Source organism: Sneathiella limimaris, assembly GCF_012932565.1.
Lineage (GTDB): Bacteria > Pseudomonadota > Alphaproteobacteria > Sneathiellales > Sneathiellaceae > Sneathiella > Sneathiella limimaris.
Genome location: NZ_JABBYJ010000001.1, coordinates 1,149,340 through 1,161,737, shown reverse-complemented (window position 1 = coordinate 1,161,737; position 12,398 = coordinate 1,149,340). Strand labels below are relative to the sequence as shown.

The following is a 12,398-nucleotide window of genomic DNA, read 5'->3' as shown; positions in this document are numbered from 1 at the left end:
AAACAGGAACACAAAATGCAAAACTCAGCTCTTACGCAAGGCGCACATCATATTGGACTGACAGTTCCGGACCTTAATCAAAGCAAAAATTTCTTTCTTCAAATCCTCGGCTTCAAGCAGGTTGGTGAAGTCCCAAGCTATCCAGCAGCGTTTGTTTCCGATGGCATTACCATGATTACGCTATGGCAGGCCGTAGATCCAAAAGATGCAATTCCATTTGATCGAAAAAACATCATTGGCCTGCATCACCTGGCCCTGAAAGTTCCCTCATCTCAAGCCCTGGAGCGCCTGTACGCGACGCTGCTGAACACAGCCGACGTAGAGATTGAATTCGCACCACAAAACCTGGGTAAAGGTCCAACACAACATATGATGATCTATATCCCGGGCGGGATCCGTCTTGAACTTATCGCACCTGCAGCCTGAACTGATACCAGAGAGACCCCAATCATGTCTGATCCCAAGTCCCCAAACTTTGAAGATACGCCTGAAAACGCGCCCCTGCATGAAGGGGAGCTCTCCCTGCAAGCACAGCAAGGTGCTTACAATGTCCGAAAATGGGCTACGCGTGCAATTTTCAACTACCTGCCTGACCAGCATCGGAATTTCTATGAACAACAACCTTTCCTAATCGCTAGTGCGCTCGATCGACAAGGGCAACCCTGGGCAACCATCTTAAGCGGTGGCGATGGGTTCGTGACCTCCCCAGAGAGGGATTTGCTGGAATTGAGAGGTGATATTTTTAAAAACGATCCTTTGGAAGGCGCCATTGCCGAAGGAAGTCAAATGGGCATCCTTGGTATTGAGCTTCATTCTCGTCGCCGTAACCGGGCCAACGGCATAGTCCGGAAGATCGACAAAACCCGTTTGTCTTTTGAAATTCGGCAAGCCTATGGCAATTGCCCGCAACATATTCAAACCCGTCAACTGGTTCCCTCGCCAGATCACGAAGCAATACAACCAACACCGGGAACCCAGTTAAACCCTAGCCAAATCAATTGGATCTCCCACGCGGATACTCTGTTCATGGCAAGCGGCTTTCTGAAAAATGACGAGGACCCAAGATATGGAATGGATGTTTCTCACAAAGGAGGAAACCCAGGCTTCGTTCACGTTCTAGATGACAAGACACTTCTGCTGCCAGATTACCCAGGCAACAACCTGTTCAATACACTTGGAAACCTATTGCACTATCCAAAAGCCGGATTGTTATTTATCGATTTCAAAACGGGGAGTTTGCTGCAGTTGACAGGCAACGCGCAGACAGACTGGAACAGTCCGTATCTCAATGACTTTCAAGGAGCCCAAGCCGTGATCACTTTTACAATAACGGAGCTCTATGAACGTCCCTTCGCCCTTCCGCTGAGGTCACCGGACTGAAAATTGTTATTCTGTGAGCAAATGGCTACCCAACACCAATAACGCGAGATAAACTCTTCTTCATCTGACGTGAGGGAGAGGATATGAAAGCGCATTTTACAAGGTTTAGCCAGTATAACCGCTGGGCTAATCAAACCCTATATGCAGCCGTAAAGGAGTTGAGTATTGAAGAACAAAACAGGGAGCTTGGGGCGTTTTTCGGCACCGTGATTAACACACTCAACCATATATTGGTTGCTGATCTTTTCTGGCTGGAAAGGCTGGATGGGCAGGGTCCAAAACCTGAAGCACTAAACCAGATCCTGCATACAGAACTTTCAGACCTTGAGATGCACCGGGCTGAAATTGATGAAAGATTAAGTAGGTATGTTCAATCCCTGAAAGAAGAAGAACTCACAGGGTTTCTGGATTACCAAACCACGTCAGGAATACCTTGTCATGACGGAATTTCAGATATTCTCAGCCATGTCTTCAATCATCAGACGCACCATCGGGGGCAGTGCCACCATATGCTCAGTCAGCTTGGCAAGTCACCGCCCCCGTTGGACATGATCTATTTCATCAGAAGCTTAGGCTAGGCCTTGGCGCTCGGACGGGCTGAAACTTCATCGTGCCAGCGCTTCAGGTTAGGACAGTTTTCGGGAATGGCTTGCTTCATCATTCCAGCAAAATCAACCGCCACCAGAGCATTGACATCTGCGACGGTATATTTGTCACCGGCCACATACTGACTGTTTGCCAAAATAGCGTCCAGATCTTCAAAGAAGTAACCGATCCGCTCTATACCCCGTTTTCCAAGTTCTTCAATCTGAGCGAAGTTGCGAGGTCCGGTTAGCGCCCTGTTTTCAAAATTCGGAATTGAATTTCTGACCGCCTCAGCAACGGCCATATACCCATCGACCTCAATCATCCGAAGCCGGTTGGTCACAATCGCCCGCTCTTCCGGCGTATCTCCAAAGAGAGGAGGATCTGGATATAATTCTTCCAAATAACGCTGGATCGCTTCACTTTCAGTCAGAACGACGCCGCTATCCAGTTGTAAGGCGGGAATTGTCAGCCTTGGGTTGATGGAGGAGAATTCAGGATTAAACTGCGCTTTTTCCCGAATATTAATCTCTTCCCGGTCCAACTCCAGCCCTTTTTCCGCGAGGAAAATACGAACCCGACGTGGGCTTGGCGGTCCGGCCATATCATATAATTTCATTGGTCCCTCATAATCTGATGATTACTAAAGAACGCCCCACGCGTTCCTACCACATTGTCACTTAAAATACACCTGTTTGCTGGACGATCACACATCTGTGTCTACTGCGTCTATATCCAACCAAAAACTCCCATCCGCCTCGCGCTTTACATACCCCGCTGAGGGAGATGCAAAGTGGGTTCCAAACATCAACGTTTCTGTATCTGCAAGGCCTTCCAAAATACCTGTCCGCGTTCGAATAGCGGCGTCCTTGTCTGCATCTGCACTACTCGCCCAGTCAAGTCGTGCCATCTGACAAGGGTGATGCATGGCATCGCCCGTAATATATGCCTCTTGCCCTTTTGATGAGATCCGGATACTGACGTGCCCTGGCGTATGGCCCGGCGTTGGCACCAATTTGACCTGATCACAGATTTCGGCGTCTACACGCACCAGGTCAACAAGCCCGGCATCAAAAACCGGCTTAACGGAATCGTCAAAAGCCTCCCCATATTTATCACCGTCCCCACCATTCCAATGCTCCCATTCCTGATCTGCAATCAGATAGCGGGCATTGGGAAAAGTCGGCACCCATTCTCCTTCCACCAGCATGGTATTCCAGCCCACATGATCCACATGCAAATGTGTACACAGAACTGTATCGATCGTGTCAGGAGGATAGCCGGCCGCTTCCAGATCTTTTAAAAAACTGGTCTGCAGGTTGTTCCACCCCGGGATTTCCCGCTCTTTATCGTTGCCAATGCAGGTATCAACAATGATCCGCCGATCCCCCGTATCAATCACCAGGGCATGAACACTCATGATCAAACGACCCTTTTCATTCATGAAGTTTGGATACAGCCAACGGATGGGCAAGACTGCATCCGGAGCTGCATCTGGCAAAATAAAACGGGTACCCCCGACCATTTCCAGCTCGACAATCCGCGTGACCTTGACGTCACCAATTTGCCAGGTGTTCATTTCGTCTCCCCTATTCTTTTTGTTTTTTATCAGGTTAAACTGAAGTGAAGCGAGCGACAAGAGAGAGACTTTTTATTCAACGATAGTTTGCTCTATACTGGCAACAATTCTATTTGACGTGAGACTTCCCCCAATGCTGTATTGTTTCGACCCCACCCCCACTCCTGTTGTTCCTGTAGAGGGAAATGATGCGCTCTTCCCGGTTCATCGGATCTATTGCGTTGGCCGTAATTATGCCGAGCATGCCTTGGAGATGGGCGGAAACCCGGATCGGGAACCACCTTTTTTCTTCTCCAAACCAGCGGATACAATTGTTCCATCAGGTAGTCAGCTCGCGTATCCACAGGCGACAGAAAACTTTCATTTCGAGATGGAACTGGTGATTGCCATTGGAAAAGACGGAAAAGATCTTAAGGCAGAAGAGGCCGAAGATGTGATTTTCGGTTATGCCGCCGGAATTGATCTAACCCGGCGTGATTTACAAGCTGCAGCAAAGAAAGCCGGCCGACCCTGGGATACGGCTAAAGGCTTCGACTATTCGGCTCCATGCGCTGCGATAACCCCAAAAGAACAGACTTCAGATATCGAGCAAAGCCGTATCTCGCTTTCTGTTAATGGTGAAGTGAAGCAGGACGCAAAAATTTCAGATATGATCTGGAATCCCTTTGAAATTGTCGCGCATCTTTCCCATTTCTATACCATAAAGGCCGGAGATCTGATTTACACTGGAACGCCGGCAGGGGTTGGGGCACTTAATCCTGGTGACACTGTTGAAGGTAAGATAGAGGGCCTGTCCCCCATAACACTGATGATCGTGTGAAGGAGCTTTCTGATGAAACGCCTAATTCCAGCCTGTCTTGGCAGTTTATTAATGCTTAGTGCGACAGCCCAAGCAGGAGATATCTATTCGACTTTGACACCCTACAAAGCAGAGGACTGCAAACCGGTTGTCGACGATTACCTTGAAAAGCACAGCATCGATCTGGATAAAATAACCCGCACTGAATATGTCACAAACTACGTGAATGGAAGTGATCACGGTGAGGTCAAGGAATATGAAGCCTGGACAAGCTTTTCAACCTGTACAGGCAATCTGGTCATTCGAATGAACGAAGCCTGCTTCATCCAAGCGGATTACGCGACTTCCGAATGTAAGAGTAAAGGCCTTCCCAAGCGCTAGAGACGTGGCTCAAGCCCGCCGGTCTTGATAATAAAATCTGCGACTCCGGCAACCCCGTCGCCTGCCTTGATATTTGTGAAGACAAACGGCCGCTCACCCCGCATTTTTTTGGAATCCCGGTCCATTACACCCAGGTCTGCGCCAACTAATGGCGCCAGATCAATCTTATTGATCACCAACAAGTCGGACCGCGTAATGCCGGGCCCTCCTTTGCGCGGAATTTTATCGCCTGCGGAAACATCAATCACGTAGATGGTGATATCTGCAAGTTCAGGGGAAAAGGTGGCGGCCAGGTTATCCCCACCACTTTCAATCAGGATCAGCTCCAGGCCCTCAAATGTCTCATTGAGATCGGCAACCGCCGCCAAATTGATAGAGGCATCTTCGCGAATAGCCGTATGGGGGCATCCCCCTGTTTCAACGCCCAAAATGCGATCAGGAGATAAAGCCCCCGAACGGGTCAGGAATTCCGCATCTTCACGGGTGTAGATATCGTTGGTAATCACAGCGACATTATAATGGTCGCGAAGATGTTTACATAAGGCGTCTGTAAGCGCCGTTTTACCGGAGCCAACCGGTCCCCCGATACCAACGCGCAAAGGACCGTGAGCTGCTGCTGTCATGATCTAAATAACCTCGTATACTGTGTTTCATGATTTGCGGAACACCAATCCACCATGAGGGTGGCCGTTCCCAAGTCTTCTAAAGTCGCAAAAAGAGCTGCCTGAACCTCTTCGGCACACTTGTCAGAAAGAGACGCGATTGCCTTTTGCCCGTCCGTTTGTCCAAGCGGCACAATTCGAACCGCAGCCGAAACTAGGTTAGAGACAAAACCGTGCAGATAGGCCATCAAAGCTGGCTCTAGTGGAATGTCCTTCCCCGCGGCCGCCGCTCCAACCGCGACGGGATAAGCAACAGGACCATTCCAGACTTCACGGAGTTGCTGGAGCGCGAACGCCGGAAAAGCACTATCCGTAATTGTCAAAAATGCACGGCCTTGCGCTGTGGTTTCCAGCTCCAATTCCTTGGTGGGTCGATTGGCGTAGGCAAGCTCTGCAACCTCCCGCAATTTTTCGAGATCAGCTCCAGCAATGGCGCGGTAAGTTTCCGCAAACAAAATCGCATCTGAATGACCTGACCCATAGGTCACGATGTCGGAAACCCACTCCACCAAGCTGTCTTTATCCCGGACAAACCCAGCCTCGACTGCATACTCAATTCCATGGCTATAGGTATAAGCCCCAACTGGATAGGAAGGGGACATCCAGGACATCAATTCATAAAGTCCGGCCAGTTTCATGACGCCAAATCCGTTTTATCAGCTGCCCCGTGAGAATGGGCGTGCCCATGGGAATGACTATGAGAGTGAGAGTGACTGTGGGAGTGGGAGTGAGAATGGCTGTGACCATCTCCATGATCATGCCCTTCCGTTTCCCCGTGACCGTAAGCACCTCCTTCAGGATTAAAAGGAGCTTCAACCCTTTTAGGTTCCGCCCCCAGGATCACCAGCATTTCCTCAATCACATGATCCTGACGAATTCGGATTTTGTCACCCATCAACTGGGTTGGAAGATGTCTGTTCCCCAGATGCCAGGCAACACGGACAAGCTCCGCCGTATTTTTACAAGTCACATCGACAACTGGCTCAGGCGCGGCCTTAACCTCGATGCCCTCATCTGCTGAGAGCTCCAAAATATCGCCATCCCGAAGAGTGGCAACGTCTGCGAGGTTCAATAGAAAGGGCTCTCCCTGATCTGTTTCAAGACGGATCCGACGGCGACGCCGACTGTCGAAATCAAGCGTAACAGTTCCGATCAGACGCCCATTAAATTTCTCAGGCGCTTTAATAACTTTAAGTGCTGTCTTCATGCCTTAGTACATAAAATAAAGCTGCGACATGGGAAGGCTGGTGGCGGGCTCGCAAGTCAGAACCTCCCCATCCGCTTTCACAATGTAAGTTTCTGGATCGACCTCCAGCTCCGGTGTTGCATCATTTAGCAACATGGCCGCTTTACCAATTCCACCCCGAGTATTCTTTACTGGGAGCAACTCACGCTCCAGCCCAAGGCTCTCTCCAAGCCCAGCCTCAACAGCATACTGGCTGACAAAGCTTACAGAACTTGCAATCAGGCTTTTACCATATGAACCAAACATAGGACGATAATGAACAGGTTGTGGTGTTGGAATGGATGCATTTGGATCCCCCATCGGGGCCATTGCAATCGTTCCGCTTTTAATCACCAGGTCGGGTTTGACACCAAAGAATGCAGGTGACCAGAGGGTTAAATCCGCAAGTTTTCCAACCTCAATCGAACCAACATAGCTATCGATCCCTTGCGCAATGGCTGGATTAATTGTGTATTTGGCGATATAGCGCCGAACCCGGAAATTGTCATTATCTCCAGTCTCTTGCGCCAATCTTCCCCGCTGTTTTTTCATCTTGTCGGCTGTCTGCCAAGTCCGGATCAAGACCTCGCCCACCCGGCCCATGGCCTGACTGTCAGACGAGATGATCGAGAAAGCCCCCATATCATGCAGAATATCTTCCGCAGCTATTGTCTCCCGACGGATCCGGCTTTCGGCAAAGGCTACATCTTCTGGAATATTGGGATCCAAATGATGGCAAACCATCAACATATCCAGATGCTCGTCAATTGTATTTACGGTGAAAGGCCGTGTTGGATTGGTTGAAGAGGGAATAACGTTTCCTTCGCCAGCGAGGCGAATAATATCCGGTGCATGACCGCCGCCTGCGCCTTCAGTATGGAAGGCATGAATGGTCCGGCCCTTGAACGACGCGATTGTATCCTCCACGAAACCGCTTTCATTAAGCGTATCTGTGTGGATCAGCACCTGCACATCCATCTCATCCGCGACGGACAGGCAATTATCAATAGCGGCAGGTGTGGTTCCCCAATCTTCATGCAATTTCAAGCCACAAGCGCCAGCCTGCACCTGCTCAATTAGGCCATCAGGTAGACTGGCGTTTCCTTTGCCAAAGAAGCCAAGGTTCATCGGGAAAGCTTCCGCTGCCTGCAGCATGCGACCAATATGAAAGGCCCCTGGCGTACAGGTCGTTGCGTTGGTTCCTGTTGCCGGTCCCGTTCCACCGCCCATCATGGTTGTGACACCACTTGCCAATGCTTCTTCGATCTGCTGCGGACAAATAAAGTGAATATGCGCGTCAATGCCACCCGCTGTGAGAATTTTCCCCTCACCCGCAATAATCTCTGTCGAAGGACCAATAATGATCGTGACGTCCGACTGAATGTCAGGGTTCCCGGCCTTACCTACGGCCGCAATCTTGCCATCCTTGATCCCGACGTCCGCTTTCACAATTCCCCAATGATCAATAATGGTGGCATTCGTGATGACCGTATCAACTGCGCCGCCAGCACGGGTAACCTGGGATTGTCCCATCCCATCGCGAATAACTTTACCGCCGCCAAATTTGACTTCTTCGCCGTAGGTTGTGAAATCCTTTTCCACCTCAATGATCAGATCTGTGTCTGCAAGTCGGACTTTGTCTCCGACAGTGGGGCCGAACATGTTGGCATAGCCGCGTCTTGAAATTGTAGTCGCCATCTTAGTTCTCCCCCAGTGGGCCCATGACGTCCCCTCTAAACCCGTAGATTGTCCGCTTGCCACCAATTGCCGTTAAATTGACTTCCCGCTTTTGACCGGGCTCAAATCGAATGGCCGTTCCTGCCGCAATGTCCAGTCGGAAACCCTTGGCCTGATCGCGATCAAACTCTAGCCCGGCATTGACCTCAGCAAAATGATAATGACTGCCCACCTGTACCGGGCGATCGCCTGTGTTGGCAACTTCAAGGGTTTTCTTCTCGGCCCCTGCGTTCAGTTCAATGTCCCCTTCAGCGGGAATGATTTCACCTGGCTTCATCTTGACCCCCTTTAGCGAACCGGATTATGAACAGTGACAAGTTTGGTTCCGTCCGGGAATGTTGCTTCCACCTGAACCTCGTGCAGCATGTCGGCAACGCCATCCATGACCTGAGATTTGGAGACAACCTTGCCCCCTTCACTCATCAGATCGGCAACCGATTTCCCATCACGGGCCCCTTCAACCACATAGTCTGTGATCAGCGCAATCGTTTCCGGATAGTTCAGCTTGACCCCACGCTCCAGCCGTCCGCGGGCAACCATCGCCGCCAGGGAAACCAGCAACTTATCTTTTTCTCTCGGTGAAAACTGCATCCTTTATCCCTCTCATACTTCCCATACGGCAGGCATCGCCATGGTCAGTCCCGTCATTTTTTCCCGTAAGGCTGAGACAATCCCAACTATAGATTTTCTCAAGCGATAGGGGTCTTTGTCCAGCCCCCGAATAACCAGCGGCCCTTTATCCAAAACGGTTAAGCCGAACAGGCTTTCCATGCCGGCTAATTTATCCCGCAATGGATCTCGCACCTCCTCAACACCATCAACATAAGCAATGATCGTTGTCATCGCCCGCGCACCAGCCAACAAGGCCGGGCGGCTCAAAACTTCCTGCATCAATCCGTCAAATCGAAACCGGTCGAACCAAATCAAGTCTCCATCAAGGCGAATTTTCCAGCCATCGCTCAGAGCCGCTTCAACAACCGTCTCGCCGTAAGCCTCGCGTCCAAAGACAGTTGTCTCCAACGCGAGTAAACGAGAGCTTGACGTCAAGTTCACTTCATTCATCCGCTGCAGGCGCGCCCGATTGAACAGAATTGTTTCCTGCGGAAGCCACTCGAGGTAACTATCAGCGGCCAAATCCAAACGTCCGTCAATAACCACATCCGGCCCAACGGACTTGTATATTTTTTCAGCCGCCTGCCCCGTTACAGTGAGCGCCGCCCCGGCCTCCAGCGCAACCTCATAGGTCATGTGATCACCGCCAGTTAGCCCACCGGCGGTATTGATGAGAACAGCCTCCGGCATATGCGGATTATCAATACTTGGAAATCGAACGCGACCACAGCCAGATTGAAAAAGATGATCGATCGCATTGTCCTCTCCATCCTTTCGGAAGGACATTTCCACGCGGCCAACAGAACGGACAAGCTTTGATGTGTCCAGTTCCTCAGACGGTAAGATACTTACGAACGACACTTTCCTGCATATCCTTCTTCAAGCCCTCAAGGACAATTTCCCCCCGATCCATCACCGCAAATCGGTCGGCCAGATCACGGGCAAATTCAAAATACTGCTCTACAAGCAAAATTGCCATACCTCCTTTGTCCCGAAGCATGGAAATAACGCGGGCAATATCCTTGATGATTGATGGCTGGATACCCTCGGTTGGTTCATCCAAAACAAGAAGTCGGGGTTTCGTCACCAGCGCCCGACCAATGGCCAATTGCTGTTGCTGCCCCCCCGACAGGTCACCCCCTCGGCGGCCTAACATGTCTTTTAACACAGGAAACAGGTCAAAAATCTCTTCATCGATTTTACGTTCTGAACGGGGAAGGCAGGCGAACCCGGTCTTCAGGTTCTCCTCCACCGTCAGCAAAGGAAAGATATCTCGCCCCTGGGGTATCACGGCGATCCCACGCCGCGCCCTGTCCGATGCCCCAAGGGACGAGATATCTTCTCCCTCCCAGGTGATCGTCCCTGATGAAATCGGGTGTTGACCCACAACTCCCCTCAGTGTGCTGGTTTTGCCAACACCGTTCCGTCCCATCAAAGACGTCACCTCTCCCATGTTCACTTCAAGAGAAACTTTGCGAAGCGCCTGGCTGGCGCCATAGAAAAGATCAATATTTTCAACTTTCAACATGATCAGCGCCCCAAATAGACTTCAATAACTTCTGGATTTGTAGACACTTTGTCCAAAGACCCTTCAGCCAGCACACTGCCTTCATGAAGGACGGTTACCCGGCATTCAAGGGAGCGAACGAACTCCATGTCATGCTCAACCACCACAACGGAATGATTGCGGGCAATCACCCGAAGAAGATCAGCCGTCTGAACCGTTTCGGCATCCGTCATTCCGGCAACAGGTTCGTCCACCAACAATAGTTCTGGATCCTGCATCAGCAGCATCCCGATCTCTAACCATTGCTTTTGCCCATGAGATAAGTTTCCAGCCAACCAGTCTTTTTTCTCCGTTAACCGGATCGTCTCCAGCACTTCCTCAATGCGGGCAAGATCTTCACTCGATAAGGATGAAAAGAGAGACTTAAAAGGTGACTTATCGCATTTCAGGGAAAGCTCCAGATTGTCAAAAACCGTATGGCTTTCGAAAACTGTTGGCTTTTGAAACTTTCGGCCAATTCCCAGATTAGCAATTCGGGCTTCGTCCATTCGTGTGAGGTCTACAGTATCGCGGAAGAAAACTTCCCCTTCATCTGGTCTCGTTTTGCCAGTAATCACATCCATCATGGTCGTTTTACCGGCACCATTAGGACCAATAATTGCCTGCATTTCCCCTGGGCGAACCGTAAAGCTCAGGTTATTAAGCGCTTTAAATCCATCGAAGCTGACGCTCACCCCATCTAGATACAGAATAGAGGTTTCTGAGCCTGATTTTTTTTGCGTGAGTTGCGGTTCCATCAGACTTCTCCTTCTTTCAAAGTAGAAGCTGCCGGTTTAGACGAAATTTTGTTCCTGAACTTTGCGACAAATTCAGGGACCGTTCCGACAATACCTTTTGGCAATACCAAGGTGGAAAATACAAACAACCCACCGAGCAAGTAGAGCCAGGCGTCTGGGAATGCCCCGGTGAAGTAACTTTTCCCCCAGTTCACGAGAACAGCGCCCAGGATTGCTCCCCACAAAGTTCCACGGCCTCCGATCGCAACCCAGATCACAACTTCAATGGAATTCGCTGGCGAAAACTCAGATGGGTTAATAATACCAACTTGAGGCACATAAAATGCCCCCGCGATACCCGCCAACACAGCAGAGATAACAAAAACAGTGAGCTTATAATACTCCACCCGATAGCCTGTAAATCGTGTCCGACTTTCCGCATCCCGAATGGCGATCAAAACCCGCCCAAACTTGGATTGGGTCACAAAGACACAGACAAAATACCCGATGATCAATGCCACAGCCGAGCCAATGAACAGAGCAATTCGCGTCCCATTGGATCTTAAATCAAATCCGAGCAGGTCCTTGAAGTCTGTGAGGCCATTGTTTCCACCGAAACCCATATCGTTACGGAAAAAAGCAAGCAGCAATGCGTAGGTCATCGCCTGAGTAATGATTGAGAAATAGACGCCTGTCACACGAGACCGGAACGCAAACCAGCCGAACACAAATGCCAGAAGTCCGGGCACCAGCATGATCATAATGGCCGCAATAATAAAACTGTCAAAGCCATACCAGTACCAGGGTAGCTCTTGCCAGTTCAAAAAGACCATAAAATCAGGAAGTTCCGGGTTACCATAGACACCCCGATCGCCAATCTGGCGCATCAGATACATTCCCATGGCATAACCACCCAGGGCAAAGAAGGCTCCATGTCCCAAACTGAGAATTCCGCAATACCCCCAGATAAGATCTACACTCAAGGCAAGCAACGCGTAACACAAATATTTCCCGAGGAGACTGACCATATAAGTCGGGACATGGAAGAAGCTGTCAGCAGGAATGAATAAATTCCCGATGACTACGTAGGTAGCGGCGACAAAGAGTATCCCCATAAACACTTTGCCACCGCCAGGAAGGCCCGCCAATAGAGAC

At 50.2% G+C, this 12,398-nt stretch carries 17 protein-coding genes; 5 read left to right on the top strand and 12 right to left on the bottom strand.

All coding sequences use genetic code 11. The features are described 5' to 3' along the window. Positions 1-15 precede the first annotated feature (15 nt). From HH301_RS05635 to HH301_RS05625, 3 genes are all read left to right on the top strand, one after another. Entirely contained in the window at positions 16-426 is a 411-nt protein-coding gene (locus tag HH301_RS05635) for a VOC family protein (RefSeq protein ID WP_169567457.1), read from the top strand. A gap of 24 nt (positions 427-450) precedes the next feature. After that, positions 451-1,380, top strand: a complete 930-nt coding sequence (locus tag HH301_RS05630; protein WP_169567455.1) for a PNPOx family protein — start codon at positions 451-453, stop codon at positions 1,378-1,380. Between the two features lie 83 nt (positions 1,381-1,463). Beyond that, positions 1,464-1,958, top strand: a complete 495-nt coding sequence (locus tag HH301_RS05625; RefSeq protein WP_169567453.1) for a DinB family protein — start codon at positions 1,464-1,466, stop codon at positions 1,956-1,958. Here the strand turns inward: HH301_RS05625 and HH301_RS05620 are convergent. Beyond that, positions 1,955-2,584, bottom strand: coding sequence for a glutathione S-transferase family protein (locus HH301_RS05620; protein ID WP_169567451.1), 630 nt, complete (start codon positions 2,582-2,584; stop codon positions 1,955-1,957). The two genes, HH301_RS05625 and HH301_RS05620, sit on opposite strands and share 4 nt — an antisense overlap. An 87-nt stretch (positions 2,585-2,671) precedes the next feature. Next, positions 2,672-3,544 carry an MBL fold metallo-hydrolase gene (locus HH301_RS05615; RefSeq protein WP_169567449.1) on the bottom strand — a complete coding sequence of 291 codons (873 nt, stop codon included), beginning with the start codon at positions 3,542-3,544 and terminating at the stop codon, positions 2,672-2,674. A gap of 133 nt (positions 3,545-3,677) precedes the next feature. Here HH301_RS05615 and HH301_RS05610 point away from each other — a divergent pair, with 133 nt between their 5' ends. After that, a complete protein-coding gene (locus HH301_RS05610; RefSeq protein ID WP_169567447.1) occupies positions 3,678-4,364 on the top strand; it encodes a fumarylacetoacetate hydrolase family protein in 687 nt (228 codons plus the stop codon). Between the two features lie 12 nt (positions 4,365-4,376). Next, a complete protein-coding gene (locus HH301_RS05605) occupies positions 4,377-4,724 on the top strand; it encodes a hypothetical protein (RefSeq protein ID WP_169567445.1) in 348 nt (115 codons plus the stop codon). Here HH301_RS05605 and ureG read toward each other — a convergent pair. Genes ureG through urtC form a run of 10 tightly spaced genes read right to left on the bottom strand, consistent with a single transcriptional unit; the run spans position 4,721 to position 12,358 of the window. Then, positions 4,721-5,347, bottom strand: a complete 627-nt coding sequence (gene ureG / locus HH301_RS05600; protein WP_169567443.1) for an urease accessory protein UreG — start codon at positions 5,345-5,347, stop codon at positions 4,721-4,723. The genes HH301_RS05605 and ureG overlap by 4 nt on opposite strands. Continuing rightward, positions 5,344-6,024: an urease accessory protein UreF gene (locus HH301_RS05595; RefSeq protein ID WP_169567441.1), complete on the bottom strand. Its 681-nt coding sequence runs from the start codon at positions 6,022-6,024 to the stop codon at positions 5,344-5,346. The genes ureG and HH301_RS05595 overlap by 4 nt, the downstream gene beginning before the upstream one ends. Continuing rightward, positions 6,021-6,593: an urease accessory protein UreE gene (ureE, locus tag HH301_RS05590; RefSeq protein ID WP_169567439.1), complete on the bottom strand. Its 573-nt coding sequence runs from the start codon at positions 6,591-6,593 to the stop codon at positions 6,021-6,023. The genes HH301_RS05595 and ureE overlap by 4 nt, the downstream gene beginning before the upstream one ends. A gap of 3 nt (positions 6,594-6,596) precedes the next feature. Next, positions 6,597-8,309: an urease subunit alpha gene (gene ureC, locus HH301_RS05585; RefSeq protein ID WP_169567437.1), complete on the bottom strand. Its 1,713-nt coding sequence runs from the start codon at positions 8,307-8,309 to the stop codon at positions 6,597-6,599. Between the two features lies 1 nt (position 8,310). Continuing rightward, positions 8,311-8,625, bottom strand: a complete 315-nt coding sequence (locus HH301_RS05580) for an urease subunit beta (protein WP_169567435.1) — start codon at positions 8,623-8,625, stop codon at positions 8,311-8,313. Positions 8,626-8,636: 11 nt separating this feature from the next. After that, complete coding sequence (locus HH301_RS05575; RefSeq protein WP_169567434.1) at positions 8,637-8,939, bottom strand: urease subunit gamma; 303 nt, start codon at positions 8,937-8,939, stop codon at positions 8,637-8,639. A gap of 12 nt (positions 8,940-8,951) precedes the next feature. Beyond that, complete coding sequence (locus HH301_RS05570; RefSeq protein ID WP_169567432.1) at positions 8,952-9,821, bottom strand: urease accessory protein UreD; 870 nt, start codon at positions 9,819-9,821, stop codon at positions 8,952-8,954. Beyond that, on the bottom strand, positions 9,793-10,488 hold the full coding sequence (gene urtE / locus HH301_RS05565) for an urea ABC transporter ATP-binding subunit UrtE (RefSeq protein ID WP_169567430.1): 696 nt from the start codon (positions 10,486-10,488) through the stop codon (positions 9,793-9,795). The genes HH301_RS05570 and urtE overlap by 29 nt, the downstream gene beginning before the upstream one ends. A 2-nt stretch (positions 10,489-10,490) precedes the next feature. After that, positions 10,491-11,264 (bottom strand): urea ABC transporter ATP-binding protein UrtD, encoded by a 774-nt coding sequence (gene urtD / locus HH301_RS05560; RefSeq protein WP_169567429.1) that lies wholly within the window; start codon positions 11,262-11,264, stop codon positions 10,491-10,493. After that, a complete protein-coding gene (urtC, locus tag HH301_RS05555; protein WP_420821179.1) occupies positions 11,264-12,358 on the bottom strand; it encodes an urea ABC transporter permease subunit UrtC in 1,095 nt (364 codons plus the stop codon). The genes urtD and urtC overlap by 1 nt, the downstream gene beginning before the upstream one ends. Between the last annotated feature and the right edge of the window lie 40 nt (positions 12,359-12,398).